Consider the following 17,188-nt stretch of genomic DNA (forward strand, 5'->3'; position numbering starts at 1 on the left):
CGACCATATGTCTGTCCAGGCAACCCTGAAACAGAGTTTTGATCATGACCAGCTATCTGGTTCTCTACACGACGAAATGGAGCAAGCTCCTGGCTCGGACCGGCGGGAGCAAGCGTACCTTCCGCCTGTTTCGCTTCGGTCTCCAGCCCCACGAGATCGCGGCGATGAACGCCAGGTAAGTTGGCGGGAGCAGTAAACCACGGAATAGGCCTGAAGTCCATAGTCCGGATCGTATTCTTATGATTCGAGCGCTTCAACGTCCTGCCGCGACCAGCCGTTCCACCCGCCGGGGCCGAAGCGCGCTACCATGGGGTATCGGCCGGGCGTCCGCCGAGCAGGCCGCGATCGGGTTGGAGAGCACGACATGTCGACCATGGCCCCAGAAATCCAGGAATGGGCACTTGCCGCCGGGCTGGAGGGCCTGCCCCAGGCGGAACTGGTGACCGGCTACTGCGAGCGGCTCGTCGCCGCCGGCCTTCCCGTCTGGCGCGCCTCGGTGGGCGCCGATACCTTGCACCCGCTGAACGACGCCCAGGGGCATCGCTGGATCGCCGGCAGGGGCCTGCATGTCGAATTCTTCCCGCGCCTCACCCTGCGCGAACAGAACGACGAATGGCGGTACAGCACCTGGAAATGGATGCTGGACAGCGGCGCCGTCGAGAACCGCTGGAGCCTGTCGCGCGGGGAAGGCGCCGACCGGTTCCCGCTGCTGGCCAGCCTCGCGGCATCGGGCGGAACGGATTACTGGACAATGATCGTCCGCTACGGCGAGAAGGCTTGCCTGGGCGAGACGCGCGGCCTCGCGACGTCCTGGGCGACCCGCGAGCCGGGCGGGTTCAGGGAGAGCGACCTGGCCCTGATCAGGGCGACGCTTCCGGCATTCACCCTCGCCTTCAAGGCCACCATGACCATCGACACGGCTCGCACCGTGGTTTCCACATATCTGGGCAGGAACGTCGCCGAGCGTATCCTTCGCGGCGACATCGAGCGCGGCAAGGTCATGGCGGTCCGCAAGGTCCTGTGGTTCAGCGACCTTGTCGGCTTCACCCGGCTGGCCGACACGCTGCCCCACGAACAGCTGATCGACCTGCTCAACGCCTATGCCGATTGCCTCGTCGGCGTGGTGCATGACCATGGCGGCCAGGTCCTGAAGTTCCTCGGCGACGGCATTCTGGCCGCCATTCCCGGGGAGGGCCGCGTCGCCTGCGGGCGCGCGCTGGACGCCGCCGCCGCGGCCCGGGCGGCCGTCGCCGATCTCAACCGGGCGCGGACGGCGGCCGGGCTGCCGACGACGGGATTTACCCTGGCGCTCCACGAGGGCGAGGTGCTGTACGGCAATGTCGGCAGCCGGGACAGGCTCGACTTCACGGTGGTCGGCCCGTCGGTCAACGAGGCGAGCCGGATCCAGGCGCTGTGCCGGTCGCTCGACCAGCCGATCCTGGTCTCGGAAAGCTTCGCCAGGGCCTGCGGACCCGGCCGGGCGCGTCTGGTATCGGTCGGCCGCTACGCCCTGCGGGGGGTGGAGCGGCCCCAGGAACTCTTCACGCCGGATCTCGGCGACGACGGACAATCCCCGGGGTGAACCGCCGTTATCCACAGATTCGGGGGATATGTCTGTGGGTTCCCGGCTTTCCGCCGCCGGATCGTTGACGTTTCGTTCCAACCAAGGGCCGGTATCCCCCCTGCCCCGCCGCGAGGCGGGAACGGCGCGCGCCTAGATCCCCCCGAGAAACCGGCGGATCGCCGCGACCAGGCCTTCCGGGTTCTCCCGATGCGGCACGTGGCCGGTCTCCGGAAGGATGTGGGCGGTTCCGCGCCCCGCGGCGATGCGCCTGGGGTGTTCGCCGGACCCGTATTCATCCCCGTCGCCATGGACGGCGAGCACGGGGCAGCGGACCGCCGGCAGGACCCCGTCCAGGTTCCAGTCAGCGAACCCGGGCGCGAGCCACGTCCCGATCCAGGCGTCCACGACCCATTCGGCCTTGCCGCCGTGGTATCTCGCCAGCCTCGCGAGGTTGGCGGGGTCCTGGAACCCCCGCCGGGCGGCGCGTATCCCGGCGAGCGTCCTGTCCTCGACGAAAGCCTGGGCCGCGATCGTCACGAGCGCGCGGCACCGCGTCGGGAACCGGGCCGCCGTTTCGACGGCCATGCCACCGCCGACGCTGTGTCCGCAAGCGACGAAGTCCGTCGCCCCGACCTGCTCGCACAGCGCCGGGACCACCTGCCGCGCCTCCCTGGAGATGAAGTCGGATTCCAGCCGTCCCGGATGAGGGTCCGAGCGACCGAAGCCGAGGCGGTCGTAGGCGACCACGCGCCGGCCCGTCGCCGAGGCGAGCAGGCGGGGAAAATCGCGCCACAGGTCGACGCACCCCAGGGAATCGTGGAACAGCAGGATCGGCGCCGGCCGGTCGGCCTCCGGGCCTTCCGGCGTCCAGATCTTGGCGAAGAGGCTCCCGTCCCCGATCCGGATCCGGCGTTCGGCCTCCACGACGTCGCAGGACGGGGTTTCTGGTGCGGTCATGTCTGATTCTTCTTCCAGGTTGGCGGACGCCGTCATCGTCCCATGGCGCCGGGGCGCGGGGCCCCGCCTGCGATTGTAGGAGATTCCGGCGTGATGGGAAAACGCCGCGCCGTTCCGGAAAAGGTGAAACCGAGTCGTTGTGATATCCTGGTATGCAGCCTCGGCGCCGCGGTGCCGGCGACCGTTCGGCCTTCCTCGCAAACCAGGTTCAGCCATCACCTACATCCATCACCTAAAGGGGGCAGAGACATGGGCATGATCACCACCAGGGACGGCACGGGGATCTTCTACAAGGACTGGGGCTCCGGACAGCCGATCGTCTTCCACCACGGCTGGCCGCTGAGCTCGGACGACTGGGACGCGCAGATGCTCTACTTCCTCGACCAGGGCTATCGCGTCGTCGCCCATGACCGGCGCGGGCACGGCCGGTCGAGCCAGGTCTGGGAAGGCCATGACATGGACAACTACGCCGCCGACGTCGCGGAACTCGTGGCGCATCTCGACCTGCGCGACGCGATCCATGTCGGCCATTCGACCGGCGGCGGCGAGGCTGCCCGCTATACCGCCCTGCACGGCCAGGGCCGCGTCGCGAAGCTCGTGCTGATCGGCGCCGTGCCGCCGATCATGGTGAAGACGCCGGCTAATCCGGGCGGCCTGCCGATCGAGGTGTTCGACGGGTTCCGGCAGCAGCTGGCCGCCAACCGGGCGCAGTTCTACCTCGACATCGCGGGCGGCCCCTTCTACGGCTTCAACCGGCCGGATGCGAAACCGTCCCAGGGCGTGATCGAGAACTGGTGGCGGCAGGGCATGATGGGCGGCGCCAAGGCGCATTACGACGGCATCAAGGCCTTCTCGGAGACGGACTTCACCGAGGACCTCAAGGCCATCGACGTGCCGACGCTGGTGATGCATGGCGACGACGACCAGATCGTGCCGATCGCCGATTCCGCGTTGCTTTCGGCGAAGCTGCTGAGGAACGGCACGCTGAAGGTCTACGAGAAGCTTTCGCACGGCATGTGCACGACGAACGCCGACATCATCAACCCCGACCTTCTCGCGTTCATCCAGGCATGAGGCGGCGGACGGCCCCGTGCCGGGGCCGTCCTTCCGATGCGTACCGCCGGCCCGGTGCCGCCCCCCCGGGGGTATGTCAACGAACGACAGCGGATGTCATCAATCGTGCGCATCGGCTCGCGGTCGGACAGGCCATTCTCTGAAAGGCAGGCGGGCGGAAAGCCGGCGGATGGTCAATCAGGGTCATCCCCGGCCGCCCCGGGTCATCCTCCGCCCGGGACGGCGCCCGGCTTGGGCAAGCCGATCCATATCGGGCACCGTGTGATTCGTCTGTCAAAGACCCCGCGCGAACGCAAGCGGCACTGTAGCGGAAGCGTAGTAGGATTTCCATCCCAATGAAGCGCCCGTCGAGCGGGACTCCCCGTCGAGCCTGATCAGGGAACCGGGGGTCCCGGGTCCTGTTGTCCCTGGTAGCATCACAGGGAGAGGCTCGATGATCCGCTGGCGGACGGTTCTACAGGTCACGGCCTTCGCGCTGTCGGTTTCCGCGGCGGGTTCAGGCGGAGCGGTTGCCCAGCAGCCGGAACAGCCGTCGTGCGCCGGAGTCATGACGGAGCAGCTGAGACGTTTCAGCGAGCAATGCTTGTCCGACCTCGCGACTTTCGTCGCGTCACAGCCCGAGATGGCGGCGAAGGTCTACATCGAGAAGGACAAGTCCTATGTGACCCTGACCCGCACCCAGGATGGCCTTCTCGCCGAGGCAGTCAGCAAGTTCAATCATCCTCTCATGAAGGCGGACACTCCCGACATTCTCAAACGCCTCGGGTGGGCGGCTCCGGAGAACGAATCCGACAACTGGAAGAAGGACATCGACAGCGCCGGCCTGGCCGACGGCAGCGCGGCGCGAGAACTGGGCAAGGCGCTGGAAGCTTACGGCGCGCAGCAGGGAGAGGCGATCTCCCTGACGGTCGGACCGAAACTCTCCGACCAGCCTACAAGCGGATAGCGCGATTTCCGTCCGGGCCGACCCGTTCCCGCGGCCTGCCGTTCCACTCGTCGCGACGCGTCGGGCCGTGACCCAACGCATCGACCAGCCTGTTCCGGCCGGGTCAAGCTGATCGGGCACCGCCGAACCTGTGAAGACGCCATGCCTCAACCCCTCTTCCGGATCGGACCGGCCAGGACGGCCGCCGACTTCGAGACCGCGGCCCGCCTGTTCGAGCGATACGCATCCTCCCTGGAGATCGACCTTGCCTACCAGGGTTTCGCCGAGGAACTGGCGACCCTCCCGGGCAATTACGCGCCGCCGGCCGGCGAACTGCTCCTGGCGCACGGCACCGGGGGAGAACCGCTGGGCTGCGTGGCGCTCCGGCCCATGGCGCCCGCCGGCTGCCCTGAGGGCGGCTGCTGCGAGATGAAGCGGCTCTACGTCCTGCCGCAGGGGCGCGGCCTCGGCCTTGGCCGGGCGCTGGTGGACGCCATCGTCGCGGAGGCGGTGCGGATCGGATACCGCGAGATGCGGCTGGACACGCTGCCGACCCTGACCGAGGCGATCGCGCTGTACCGGAAGGCGGGATTCACGCCGATCGCCGCCTACTACGACACGCCTGTGCCGGGGACGATCTTCCTGGGACGGTCGCTCGCCGGCTGACCCGGAGCCTGCCGCCCCCCCTCCGGAGCGTGTCGACAAACGACAGCGGATGTCATGATGCGTCCGCATCGGCGTTGCGGACGGGAGGGTTACCGTGCGAAAAAACCGGCGGACGGTCAACCAAGGTCATCCCCAAGGTAAGGAGACACGCATAAATAACTGGATCAGTTGTGAGGTATGTGGCGCGGCGCGATGGTGTAGTTCCATTCCGGATGAAAGCCATCGCGCTCAATGTTGAGGGTGGCCATTTCAGCGGCGGTGACCTTGACACCCTTCTGGTAAGTGTTGGTGTCCAGTTCGCACTCGACCGTCAGGCCGGTCGTTGTGGTGGTAGCGGCGATCAGTTCGATCACGGCCAGGCGGCTGGTCAAGGGATAGCCACGCCAATTTTGCGTGATATGACAGAAAAGGCGATGCTCGATCCTGTTCCACTTCGAGGTTCCGGGCGGGAAGTGGCACACCGAGATCGTCAGCCCGGTCTGGTCGGCCAGGTCCTGAAGCTCACGCTTCCACAGCCGCACGCGAGCTCCATTGGAGCCGCCGCAGTCGGCCGTGATCATCAGCCGGGAGGCCGCGGGATAGAGGTCGCGACCTTTGTTGTCGAACCAGGAGCGGATGGCGTTGACCGCGAACTCGGCGGTGTCGCTGGTCACGCCGAGGCTGACCCAGCCGCTGTTGTCGGCCAGATCGTAGACGCCGTAGGGCACGACCTTGCCGAGGTCCTTGTTCTCGAAGTCATGAACTTCGGTCCGCCGTGGCTGGCCTTCGGGGCGGTACTCGGTGCCCTTGCTGGTGTAGTTGCCAACCAGCTCCTTCTTCTTAGTGTCGACCGAGATTACCGGCTGATCCTCGGCCTGAAAGGCCAGGACCCGGGCATTGATGTGCTCGAACTGAGCGTCACGGTCGGCATGCTGGCGTCCATCATTGGCCTTGCGATTGGCCCGGCGGCCATAGCCGAGCTGGTGCAACAGCTTGCGCACCGTATTCGGGCTGACCGCATGACCCATCTTCTGCAGTGCTTTGGCCAGCTTGACGTGGCTCTTGGAGACCCACAGCAGCGGTCTCATCGGGTCTCCGAGCGTGACCGGCTCGACCAGGCGACGCAGGTCCTCCAGCAGCGTTGGATCCTTGGCTGGCAGGCGCCGCCGCCCGCTCCCGGCCCGGCGGACACGCCCGCCGGGCGGCGCTGGCTGATCAAGATCCTTCAGCCCTCGCTCGACGGTGCCGCGCGCCAGACCGGTTGCCCGCGACACGGCCACCACCCCACCGCGTCCCGCAGACCTTGCCTCAGCCGCCGCAAACAGGCGTCGTCCGCGCTCGTCCAACTGGTCCCGGATCGCCTCGTACCGCTCTCGTATCGCACGCTCATCAATCATGCCGCCCGATATGGCAATCACCAGCGAAGATCATAGCCTACACCGGAAACATCACACTAATATGTCTTAATTATTCCTGCGCGTCTCCTAACTCCCTTGTGGGGAATTCCCCGCTGGAGGTCATTCCGGGTCATCCTCCGCCAAGTCATACCCGGTCATCCCGACCGATCCTGGTTTCCGGCCCGCCTAACGGCTTTGGCGAACCTGTCAGCACCGGGAAAACCATGATTCGGTTGTCAAAGACCCCGCGCGAGCGCGGGCAGCACAGTAGCAGAAGCGCGCTAGGATTTCCATCCCAACGAGATGCCCGTCGAGCGGGACCATGGAACCGGGGGTCGCACGCCGGAGTCATGACGGAGGAGCCGAGAAGCTTCAGCGAGAAATGCCTGTCCGACCTTGCGACCGTCGCCGCGTCGCAGCCCGAGACGGCGGCCGGAGTTGCCCGCCCGTTCCCGGGGAATGCCCCCGGGGCTTACTGGTCCCGCGGCTGCGCCCGCCCGCTGATGCTCTGGGAAGCCTCTTTGGCAACCTTGGCCGTCGCCTCGGCAATCCTGATCCTGCTGTTCAGCATCACGTGCATTTCCTGATTCAGCAAGGCGCTTTGCGCTGCCACGAGGTCCTGCGGGGTTCGTGCGCGCAGGATGCTGTTCATGCCGTCGATGTTGCATTGCATGGCCTGGCGCGTGTAGTCGGCCCATTCGCGCATCACCATCTGGAAACCGTCGGCCAGCATGACGCCGGTCTGCATCATGACCCCCAGGTTCTGCTGGGTGCGGCCCGCCACCTGCTTGAATGCCTTGTCCTGCATCGCCGGCATCCGGCCGAGTTGGCCGGCCATCGTCGATTCGACCGCCCGGCCGCCTGCCTGATGGACCGCATCGGCGGCATCGCGGGCCGGTTCATCCGAGCGCTCCATGGTGCCGCGCAGTTCCTGGGCGGCGTTCTGGAGGTTCTGTCCGGCGGCCTCGGCATTCTTCCGGATCTCGGCGCGGCCGGTGGCTTCGACGACTTTCCGGACCGGTTGGGCAGCCGGCTGGGTATCCGGGTTGGACGCGTCGTGAGCGCTTTTCGCCATCTCGGCGCCGGCATCGCGAACGGTCTTGCCGGCATCGGCAGTCTTCACTACGGCTGACATGGATTGTTCCTCGGTTTGAAGTCTCTGCATCGCAAGCCCTTGAAGGGGAATGCGGGAGACAGGCGGCGCCGACCGCCGGACATCGGATCGACGACCCGATGTCCGGCAAGACGAAATGCACCGCCCGGGTTCAGCATCCCGGTTTAGGAAGCCTTGGAACCGGCCGGCTTACGGTCGATTTCCTCAACGGTCACATCCTGACGGCGAACAGTGCCGCTGACAGTGACGTCACGCTCGCCCGAGTGCTTGCTCAGCGCCACTTCCTCGACCACATGGGCCTGCTTGGTGACGACCGGCTTTTCCGAAACCTCGGTCATTTCGATCGTGCCCTCCTGGAACGCCTTGGCGGCTTCTTCCGGCTTCAGGACCCGATCGACCTTGGTATGCTCGACCTCGACGTTTTCCTCATGGAGGGTCACGGTCTCCTGGACTTCGCGCTCGCTGACCTCGGTCTTCAGGCGCTTTCCGCCGGTCGTGCGGGAGACGCCGACTTCCAGTTCCTCCTCGATCACCTGGGCGCTTCCGGTCGCCTCGTCGGTCCGATTGCCAAGCTTCTCCAACAGCGCTTCCGGCGTCAGGGCCTTGAAGCTGCGCATCGTGCTCAAGGCATCGTCGGCCTTGTCGTCGTCGGCTTCCGCCACGACCAGGGCGCCGCCCTTCTGCATCGCATTGCCGTAGCTGTCGGCCTTGTCCTTTTCATAACCGGCTTCGACCAGCCGGCTGGAGATCTTGGAAACGGCGACGTCCTGCAGGATCTCGACCGCACTCTTCTGGAAGCCGGCCTTGGTCAGTTCGCCAAGAACCTTGTTCGCAATGCTGCTGTTCTCGAAAAGGCCAATGATGGAAGTGGTCATGCTAAATTCCTTGATGATCTGTGCTTGGGAAACTGGGTTATCAGCGCCCATCTCGCAACTGCAATGTAGTATGCTGCGGTGCGATAACATAGTAAAATATCTGTTCAGCCCAAAGTTTATTTATTGCTTACAAAAAAGTATGGCGTTGGATTTCTATGAGTTTCCTGTACATCGGAATTAATAGAAGAGAATTCACTGCATTCACTATATCAATCATGCGGCTCAGAAGGCGCTATTATTTCTCCTTCCGCATCGCAGAGCTGGACAGCATGACTCCGCGTGCCTCAAGACCTCTTCCGGATCGAACCGGCCAGGGCGGCCGCCGACTTCGAGGCCACGGCCCGCCTGTTCGGGCGATACGCATCCTCCCTCGGGATCGACCTCGCCTACCGGGGCTTCGCCGAGGAATTGGCGACCCTCCCGGGCAACTACGCGGCGCCGCGGGAGAACCGCTGGGCTGCGTGGCGCTCCGGCCCATGGCACCCGCCGGCGGCCCTGAGGGCGGCTGCTGCGAGATGAAGCGGCTCTACGTCCTGCCGCGGGGGCGCAACCTCGGTCTTGGCCGGGCGCTGGTGGACGCCATCGTCGCGGAGGCGGTGCGGATCGGATACCGCGAGACGAGGCTGGACACGCTGCCGAACCTGACCGAGGCGATCGCGCTCTACGAAAAGACGGGGTTCACGCCCGTCGCCCCCTATTACGACACGCCGGTGCCGGGCACGATCTTTTTTGGGGCGGTTGCTTACGGGCTGACCCGGCCTGCCGGCCATTGGGGCGGCGACGGGACGCCGGTCCGGTGTTGACACCCCCGGGCTATATCAGCAAACGACAGCGGGTGTCATGATTCGTCTACCTCGGCGTCGCGGGTTGGCGGGGCACCGTGCGAAAAGCCGGAGGATGGTCAGTCAAGGTCATCCCGGGCCGTTCCAAGGTCACTCCCTTGAGGGGAGTTTCCCTCTGGAGGTCATTCCGGGTCATCCTCCGCCAGAACACCTCTCGGTCATCCGGATCGGCCATGAACATCGATCCGCACAGGCGGCTGTGTGATTCAATTGTCAAAGATCCCGCGCACGAGGGTGCGAGCGGCACAATAGCAGAAGCAGGATAAGATTACTATCCTAGCAATAATTCCGATAATCGGGACACACCCACCCATTGGCATTCTCCATTCGCCCGACATGCGCCTGCATCGGCGTATCGGAACCGGGCACTACAGGCGAGCTTTCATCCCGGCCCATCATCACCTGCTCATTTTGTCCATATCAGGTCAGCGATTCTGAACTGAGCGGCTGGCTGATGGCGACGGATATCTGGGAAATACTCGACGCGGTACCAATCCTTGGTCTTGGGATCACGAGTAACCATCACTGCGGAACCATAGCGGGAATGTTCTGTCCGAACCTTATCGGAGTTGCCACTGGAATTGAGACGGCCAGTCTCCTCATCGTCCTTAACCTCAACCAGGCCGATCCTGTCTAGTGGTCCTGCACAGTGATTTTGATGAGTTCTGCGGAGCGGAGTGGCGTAGGTCGGCCTTCGCCCGTCAGGGCGAACGCCGACACCCCGCATCAACGCTCCGGCCACGCTGTCGGCGTCGGCCGAGGCCGACCTACGGCAAACCGATCAAGTGCAGGCTTCCTAGGCATACATCCCCGTGCCGTAGCTACAAAAACCGCTTTCCCGTCCATGTTATCGTAGCTACGATAACCGGGATGAACACCTGGGACGAAGCCAAACGCGTGGCGAACCTTGCCAAGCATGGGCTGGACTTCGCCGCTGCCGAAGGGTTCGACTGGGATACCGCGCTGACCGCCGTGGACGAGCGCCGGGATTACGGCGAGGGCCGCTTCATATCCATCGGCTATATCGGGCCCCGCCTGCACGTGATGGCATGGACGCCGCGCGGTGACGACACGCGCATCATCGGATCGGGGAAGGCCAATGACCGGGAAGAACGCCGCTACCACGCCGCCCAAGCCTGACCATGTCAGCCAGGAGGATTGGGACGCCGTCGATGTGCCGGAGCTGACGGACGAATGGTTCGCCAAGGCGCGGCGGGGCGGCCGACCGAAGGCAGCGGCGCCCAAGGAGTTGACGACGCTTCGCCTCGACCCCGACGTGCTGGCACATTTCCGCGCGACGGGTCCGGGGTGGCAGACCAGGATCAATGAGGCGCTGCGCAAGGCAGCCGGCCTGCGCCCCTGACCGGTCTTCGGGCCGCGCAGGACGGGCTGGCCGCGATTACGGCGCGGAGCGGCCTGCCGATGCCGCTGGACCGGGGCCGGGCGCAACATGGATTGCATTGCCACATCGCCACATCGCCACGGAGCGCCGGCCGGCAAGCCCTCCTGGTCCGCGGCTCCCGCCCGGCGGGCCGGCGACTCCCGCGGTCCCGGTGCCCGGACAAGGAGCCTTGCCCCCCTTCCCGCCGCCTTCTATGATCGCGCCGAATTGGGGACGGAACGTTCCGGGACCAGGGGTTCGACGACGAGTTCCGCCGGCCTCGCGCGGTTCCGTCCGCAGCCCCCGACGATTACAGGCCGCCCGCGACCCGGGCGGCTGCGCAGAGGACCCGATGCCCCATCTCCGTTCCAGGACTTCCACCCACGGCCGCAACATGGCGGGAGCGCGCGGCCTGTGGCGCGCGACCGGCATGAAGGACGGCGATTTCGGCAAGCCGATCGTCGCGATCGCCAACTCCTTCACCCAGTTCGTGCCCGGCCACGTCCATCTGAAGGACCTGGGCCAGCTGGTCGCGCGGGAGATCGAGGCGGCGGGCGCCGTCGCGAAGGAGTTCAACACCATCGCGGTGGACGACGGCATCGCCATGGGCCATTCCGGCATGCTCTACAGCCTGCCCTCGCGCGAGATCATCGCCGACAGCGTCGAGTACATGGTCAACGCGCACTGCGCCGACGCGCTGGTCTGCATCTCCAACTGCGACAAGATCACGCCGGGCATGCTGATGGCGGCCCTGCGGCTGAACATCCCCACCGTCTTCGTCTCCGGCGGCCCGATGGAGGCCGGCAAGGTCAAGCTGCACAACAAGACCCGGGCGGTCGATCTGGTCGACGCCATGGTCGCGGCGGCCGATCCCAGCCTGGACGACGCCGAGGTGCTGGAGATGGAGCGGTCCGCCTGCCCGACCTGCGGGTCGTGCTCGGGCATGTTCACCGCCAACTCCATGAACTGCCTGACCGAGGCGCTGGGGCTGGCGCTGCCGGGCAACGGCTCCGTGCTGGCGACCCATGCCGACCGCAAGGGCCTGTTTCTCCAGGCGGCCCGGACGGTGGTCGAGATCGCGCGCCGCTACTATGAGCAGGACGACGCCAGCGTCCTGCCCCGCTCGGTCGCGAGCTTCGAGGCGTTCGAGAACGCGATGATGCTCGACATCGCCATGGGCGGCTCGACCAACACCGTGCTGCACCTGCTGGCCGCCGCCCACGAGGCGGAGGTGGACTTCACGATGAAGGACATCGACCGGCTGTCCCGCCGCATCCCGCAGCTCTGCAAGGTCGCCCCCTCGGTCCCCGATGTCCACATGGAGGACGTCCACCGCGCCGGCGGCATCATGGCGATCCTGGGCGAGCTGGACCGGGCCGGCCACCTGCACCGCGACCTTCCCGTGGTCCACGCCCCGACCCTGGGCGCCGCGCTCGACCGCTGGGACGTCAAGCGCACCGACGACCATGACGTCCTGCGCTTCTACTCCGCGGCTCCCGGCGGCATCCCGACGGTGGTCGCCTTCAGCCAGGAGCGGCGCTATCAGACGATCGACGTGGACCGGGCCGGCGGCGTGATCCGCGACGCCGAGCACGCCTTCAGCAAGGACGGCGGCCTGGCGGTCCTCTACGGCAACCTGGCGGAGGACGGCTGCATCGTGAAGACGGCCGGGGTCGATGCCTCGATCCTCAAGTTCTCCGGCCCGGCGCGCATCTTCGAGAGCCAGGACGCGGCGGTCGAGGCGATCCTGAACGGCGGCATCCAGGCCGGCGACGTGGTGCTGATCCGCTACGAGGGACCGCGCGGCGGGCCCGGCATGCAGGAGATGCTGTACCCGACCAGCTACCTGAAGTCCAAGGGCCTGGGCAAGGCGTGCGCCCTGATCACCGACGGGCGGTTCTCCGGGGGCACTTCCGGCCTGTCGATCGGCCATGTCTCGCCGGAAGCGGCCGAGGGCGGGGCGATCGGGCTGGTCGAGGAAGGCGACCTGATCGAGATCGACATCCCGAACCGCTCGATCCGCGTCGCCCTGACCGACCAGGAACTGGCCTCCCGCCGCGCCGCCATGGAGGTGCTGGGCGCCGACGCCTGGAAGCCGCGCGACCGCCACCGGCCCGTTTCCGTCGCATTGCAGGCCTATGCCGCGCTGACCACCAGCGCCGCCCGCGGCGCCGTCAGGGACGTGTCGGCGGCGACGCGAGCGCCTCGGCCGTAGGTTCCGCATTCCCGGACCGCCCCGCCGGACCGCCGTGTCCGGCGGGGCGGGCGGTTCCGGCGTCCAGGTGAACGGAAGACCGGTGCCCCATCTGGCGCCATGGTTCGATGGCGCATCGCTCCCGCATCGGTCGAGTGATGCATGGGGACCAGATTGTTCGCGGCGGCGCCGCGACAGCGGCGATCCGTCGAGCGATACAGCATAGCCACGAGAACCTGGGCGGGAGGCCCTGAAGGGCCTCCCGCCTGCGACCACGGCTGCCGGGCGTGGATGAACGGGTTCCCGACGGTTCAACCTCGATCCATTCCACGGAACAGGGGACCCGAAGACTCATCAAGTGTCCGAAAGGCCACCCCGGGGCCATGGGCGATCACCAGATCGAGTGATCGCGCTTCCCGACATACTCTATTTGAGATGATCCAAAGGCAATTATGAAACATACGCTTCAATTTGTTGTAAGCAGACTAGAAAAGAGCGAAAACCAGCATGGTCAATGCAAAGTTTGAAAAGAAACATAAGAAACGAAACGAATGAAGGAGATGCAAAATGCATGTTCTTGTCGCCTCTTTCATCCTGGCATTCGCAGTCTTTGTTCCTCCCTCGATGGCTCAGCAACAACAGCAGGACAGGCAACCGAATATCCTCGTGATATGGGGCGACGATATCGGCTGGTACAATATCAGCGCGTTCAACTTGGGCGTGATGGGGTACAAGACGCCCAACATCGACCGGATCGCCCGTGAAGGTGCGCTGTTCACCGACTGGTACGGACAGCAGAGCTGCACGGCCGGGCGCGCGGCGTTCATCACGGGGCAAGCGCCGGTTCGCACGGGGTTGACCAAGGTCGGCCTCCCCGGTGCGGAGATCGGGCTGAGGATGGAAGATCCAACGCTTGCCGGGCTGCTCAAGAGCCGCGGCTACATGACCGCCCAGTACGGCAAGAACCACCTGGGCGACCGTGACGAACACATGCCGACGAACCACGGTTTCGACGAGTTCTTCGGCAATCTCTACCACCTCAACGCCGAGGAGGAACCGGAGAACGAGGACTATCCCAAGGATCCGGCTTTCAAGAAACAATACGGGCCGCGCGGCGTCATCAGGGCGACCGCGGGCGGCACCATCGAGGATACCGGCCCGCTGACGCGCAAGCGGATGGAAACCGTGGACGAGGAAGTGACGGCTGGCGCCCTGGACTTCCTGGATCGGGCGACCACGGCGGGCAAGCCCTTTTTCCTCTGGTGGAATTCCACGCGGATGCACGTCTTTACCCGTCTGAAGCCTGAATCCCGTGGCAGGACGGGGATCGGCATCTATCCGGACGGCATGGTCGAGCATGACGGGCACGTCGGGCAGTTGCTGAAGAAGCTCGACGATCTGGGCATCGCCGACAACACCATCGTGATGTATTCGACCGACAACGGCGCCGAGGTCATGAGCTGGCCTGACGGCGGCACGACGCCGTTCCGCGGCGAGAAGAACACCCAGTGGGAAGGCGGCTATCGCGTACCGACCCTGATCCGGTGGCCCGGCGTGATCGAGCCCGGCACCATCCACAACGATGTCTTTTCCCACGAGGACATGCTGCCCACGCTTGTGGCGGCTGCCGGCAATCCGAACATCAAGGAAGAACTGCTGAGGGGGTATTCGGCGATCGGGCGCGATTACAAGGTGCATCTCGACGGCTACAACCTGCTGCCCTACTTGCGGGGCGAGGTCCGGGAAGCGCCGCGCAAGGAGTTCCTGTACTGGACCGACGGCGGGGATCTGGCGGCGCTTCGCTACGATCAGTGGAAGTTGCACTTCCTGGAACAGCGAGCCGAGGGTTTCGATGTGTGGCAGGAACCGTTCGTCCAGCTCCGCGTACCGAAGCTGTTCACGCTGCGCGGCGACCCGTTCGAGCGGGCCGATGAGGAGGGCATGGACTATGTCCGCTGGAGGTTCGAGCGCATCTTCGCGCTGGTGCCGGCCCAGGCCTACGTCGCGAACTGGCTCCAGAGCTTCAAGGAATTCCCGCCCCGGCAGAAGGCGGCGAGCTTCAGCATCGATCAGGTCATGGCCCGATTGGTCACCAACACATCCGGAAACTGATCTTGCCGCCGGTGGGCGGCTCCGGCCGTCCATCGAGCTGGATCGATCCGTTCCACGGGAGAGAAACGGCTATGCGTGCCGAGACGCGTGATTCATCCGGCCTTCGGCTGATCGCGGTGGTCGCGATCCTGTGCCTGTTTCAGGTTGGCCATGCCTCGGCCGACCCTCTTCCATCCTGGAGGGATGGCGCCGGCAAGTCGGCGATCCTCGAGTTCGTTGCCGCCGTCACCGCCGAGGGCGGACCGGATTTCGTGGCGCCGGCCGAGCGGGTCGCGGTGTTCGACAATGACGGGACGCTGTGGGTGGAGCAGCCCTACTATGCCCAACTTCAGTTCGCCCTTGACCGCGTCGGCATCCTGGCCCCGGAGCATCCGGAGTGGAAAACGGATCAACCCTTCAAGGCTGTTCTTGAGAACGATACCGCGGCCCTCCTGGCGGCTGGAGAGAGGGGACTGCTCGATCTCCTCATGGCGACGCATGCCGGAAACACCACCGACGAGTTCGCCGCTCTCGTGGCCGATTGGATTTCACGGGCGCGGCACGGGCGCTTCGATCGGCGCTTCACCGAACTGGTCTATCAGCCGATGCTGGAGGTGCTGAGGCTGCTCGAGGAGAACGGCTTCCAGAGCTTCATCGTTTCCGGAGGCGGCATCGAGTTCATGAGGCCCTGGGTCGAGCATGTCTATGGTCTGCCCCGCGAGCGTGTCATCGGGTCGAGTATCGTCACGGAATTCCGCGTGCGGGACGGCAAGCCTGTCCTGGTGCGGCTGCCGCAGGTGGACTTCATCGACGACAAGGCGGGCAAGCCGGTGGCCATCCAGAAGTTCATCGGCCGCCGGCCGATCGCCGTGTTCGGGAATTCCGACGGCGATCTCCAGATGCTGCAATGGGGCACGTCGGGAGATGGCCGCCGGCTCGGCGTGATCATCCGCCATGACGACGCCGGACGGGAATACAGCTACGATCGCGACAGCCATGTGGGTCGCCTCGACAAGGCGCTGGATGCCGCGGGTCCGGCGAACTGGCTGGTCGTCTCCATGCGGCGCGACTGGGAGCGCGTGTTTCCATGGGAGTAAGCAAGGCGATCCGGCACGCGGCCGTCGCTCTTGGCTCGATCCTCGCCAGTGCCGCAGCGCAGGCTGATCGGCTCTGCGACGGCTACGGCGGCCTGCCGCCCGGTCCGGACTCCCTGGCGGGAATGGTCCGCATCGAAGGTGGCGCCTTCACCATGGGTGACGACGATGAACGGCCGGAGGAGCGCAGGGCGCATCCGGTGACCGTATCGAGTTTCTGGATCGACCGGCATGAAGTGACGAACGCGCAGTTCCGGCGGTTCGTCGCCGCGACCGGCTACGTCACGATGGCGGAGCGGGGGCTCGATCCGAAGGACAGCCCGGGGATCCCGGCGGAGCTTCTGGAGCCCGGATCGATCGTGTTCCACAGCCCGGAAGACTTGCGCGATCTGGCGGATGTCAGGCAGTGGTGGCGCTATGCGCGCGGGGCGAACTGGCGCGCGCCCTTGGGGCCGGGAAGCGAGATCGTCGGCAAGAACAATCATCCCGTCATACATGTCGCCTATCAGGATGCCTTGGCCTATGCGCACTGGTTGGGCCACGACCTGCCGACTGAGGCGGAGTGGGAATTCGCGGCCCGCGGCGGGCTCGACGGCGCCACCTACAGCTGGGGGGACCGGTACTTCGACCCGGCGTCGGGATGGAAAGCCAATACGTGGCAGGGCCTGTTCCCGGTCAAGGACAGTGCGGACGACGGCTATCACGGTACCGCGCCCGTCGGATGCTTCGGTCCCAACGGGTACGGCTTGTTCGACATGGCCGGCAATGTCTGGGAGTATACGAAGGACTGGTATGTCCCGGGCCATCCGGCCGACGCGGCGACCGATCCGGGCGGCCCGAGCGAGTCCGCTGCGGCACGGCATGCCGGAGCGGCCGGTCCTTCGGTGGTCATCAAAGGCGGATCATGGCTGTGCGCGCAGAATTTCTGCGCCCGCTACCGGCCGAGCGCCCGCCAGCCGCAGGAGTTGAGCCTGGGGGCAAGCCATCTGGGCTTCCGCACCGTGCACCACGCCCCGGATCGCCCCTGAAGTCCGA

The 17,188-nt window shown here is 65.7% G+C and carries 17 protein-coding genes; 13 read left to right on the forward strand and 4 right to left on the reverse strand.

Annotated features, from left to right (window positions below; translation table 11 throughout):
• Positions 1 to 44 precede the first annotated feature (44 nt).
• Positions 45 to 179 carry a hypothetical protein gene (locus tag JL100_RS36600; protein WP_267133630.1) on the forward strand — a complete coding sequence of 45 codons (135 nt, stop codon included), beginning with the start codon at positions 45 to 47 and terminating at the stop codon, positions 177 to 179.
• A 185-nt stretch (positions 180 to 364) separates the two neighbouring features.
• Positions 365 to 1,582 (forward strand): adenylate/guanylate cyclase domain-containing protein, encoded by a 1,218-nt coding sequence (locus tag JL100_RS31170; protein ID WP_202683211.1) that lies wholly within the window; start codon positions 365 to 367, stop codon positions 1,580 to 1,582.
• Between the two features lie 132 nt (positions 1,583 to 1,714).
• Here the strand turns inward: JL100_RS31170 and JL100_RS31175 are convergent, their stop codons facing one another.
• A complete protein-coding gene (locus JL100_RS31175) occupies positions 1,715 to 2,521 on the reverse strand; it encodes an alpha/beta fold hydrolase (RefSeq protein WP_202683212.1) in 807 nt (268 codons plus the stop codon).
• Between the two features lie 249 nt (positions 2,522 to 2,770).
• Here JL100_RS31175 and JL100_RS31180 point away from each other — a divergent pair, with 249 nt between their 5' ends.
• From JL100_RS31180 to JL100_RS31190, 3 genes are all read left to right on the forward strand, one after another.
• The gene (locus tag JL100_RS31180) at positions 2,771 to 3,595 is read left to right on the forward strand and encodes an alpha/beta fold hydrolase (RefSeq protein WP_202683213.1); all 825 of its coding nucleotides are present in this window, start codon (positions 2,771 to 2,773) and stop codon (positions 3,593 to 3,595) included.
• A gap of 433 nt (positions 3,596 to 4,028) precedes the next feature.
• Positions 4,029 to 4,541, forward strand: a complete 513-nt coding sequence (locus JL100_RS31185; RefSeq protein ID WP_202683214.1) for a TY-Chap domain-containing protein — start codon at positions 4,029 to 4,031, stop codon at positions 4,539 to 4,541.
• A gap of 141 nt (positions 4,542 to 4,682) precedes the next feature.
• Positions 4,683 to 5,186 carry a GNAT family N-acetyltransferase gene (locus JL100_RS31190; RefSeq protein WP_202683215.1) on the forward strand — a complete coding sequence of 168 codons (504 nt, stop codon included), beginning with the start codon at positions 4,683 to 4,685 and terminating at the stop codon, positions 5,184 to 5,186.
• A 164-nt stretch (positions 5,187 to 5,350) separates the two neighbouring features.
• On the opposite strand, the gene JL100_RS31195 is transcribed toward JL100_RS31190, so the two are convergent.
• From JL100_RS31195 to JL100_RS31205, 3 genes are all read right to left on the reverse strand, one after another.
• The gene (locus JL100_RS31195; protein WP_228421677.1) at positions 5,351 to 6,562 is read right to left on the reverse strand and encodes an ISAzo13 family transposase; all 1,212 of its coding nucleotides are present in this window, start codon (positions 6,560 to 6,562) and stop codon (positions 5,351 to 5,353) included.
• A 472-nt stretch (positions 6,563 to 7,034) separates the two neighbouring features.
• Positions 7,035 to 7,685, reverse strand: coding sequence for a phasin family protein (locus JL100_RS31200; protein WP_202684226.1), 651 nt, complete (start codon positions 7,683 to 7,685; stop codon positions 7,035 to 7,037).
• A gap of 155 nt (positions 7,686 to 7,840) precedes the next feature.
• Complete coding sequence (locus tag JL100_RS31205; RefSeq protein WP_202684225.1) at positions 7,841 to 8,602, reverse strand: YsnF/AvaK domain-containing protein; 762 nt, start codon at positions 8,600 to 8,602, stop codon at positions 7,841 to 7,843.
• Positions 8,603 to 8,830: 228 nt separating this feature from the next.
• On the opposite strand from JL100_RS31205, the gene JL100_RS36725 reads away from it, so the two are divergent.
• The 8 genes from JL100_RS36725 to JL100_RS31240 all read left to right on the forward strand — a co-directional run bounded on the left by JL100_RS36725 (position 8,831) and on the right by JL100_RS31240 (position 17,181).
• Complete coding sequence (locus JL100_RS36725; RefSeq protein ID WP_202684224.1) at positions 8,831 to 9,070, forward strand: hypothetical protein; 240 nt, start codon at positions 8,831 to 8,833, stop codon at positions 9,068 to 9,070.
• Positions 9,028 to 9,354 (forward strand): GNAT family N-acetyltransferase, encoded by a 327-nt coding sequence (locus JL100_RS31210; protein WP_202684223.1) that lies wholly within the window; start codon positions 9,028 to 9,030, stop codon positions 9,352 to 9,354. Before JL100_RS36725 ends, JL100_RS31210 begins: the two co-directional genes overlap by 43 nt.
• 909 nt (positions 9,355 to 10,263) lie before the next feature.
• Entirely contained in the window at positions 10,264 to 10,533 is a 270-nt protein-coding gene (locus JL100_RS31215; RefSeq protein ID WP_202684222.1) for a BrnT family toxin, read from the forward strand.
• Positions 10,493 to 10,756 carry a BrnA antitoxin family protein gene (locus tag JL100_RS31220; RefSeq protein ID WP_202684221.1) on the forward strand — a complete coding sequence of 88 codons (264 nt, stop codon included), beginning with the start codon at positions 10,493 to 10,495 and terminating at the stop codon, positions 10,754 to 10,756. The genes JL100_RS31215 and JL100_RS31220 overlap by 41 nt, the downstream gene beginning before the upstream one ends.
• 370 nt (positions 10,757 to 11,126) lie before the next feature.
• A complete protein-coding gene (gene ilvD, locus JL100_RS31225) occupies positions 11,127 to 12,989 on the forward strand; it encodes a dihydroxy-acid dehydratase (RefSeq protein ID WP_202684220.1) in 1,863 nt (620 codons plus the stop codon).
• Positions 12,990 to 13,592: 603 nt separating this feature from the next.
• Complete coding sequence (locus JL100_RS31230) at positions 13,593 to 15,080, forward strand: arylsulfatase (protein WP_228421654.1); 1,488 nt, start codon at positions 13,593 to 13,595, stop codon at positions 15,078 to 15,080.
• Between the two features lie 71 nt (positions 15,081 to 15,151).
• Positions 15,152 to 16,156: an HAD family hydrolase gene (locus tag JL100_RS31235; protein ID WP_202684218.1), complete on the forward strand. Its 1,005-nt coding sequence runs from the start codon at positions 15,152 to 15,154 to the stop codon at positions 16,154 to 16,156.
• Entirely contained in the window at positions 16,147 to 17,181 is a 1,035-nt protein-coding gene (locus tag JL100_RS31240) for a formylglycine-generating enzyme family protein (RefSeq protein ID WP_202684217.1), read from the forward strand. Before JL100_RS31235 ends, JL100_RS31240 begins: the two co-directional genes overlap by 10 nt.
• Positions 17,182 to 17,188: the final 7 nt, after the last annotated feature.

Origin of the sequence: Skermanella mucosa (genome assembly GCF_016765655.2) — a bacterium.
GTDB lineage: Bacteria > Pseudomonadota > Alphaproteobacteria > Azospirillales > Azospirillaceae > Skermanella > Skermanella mucosa.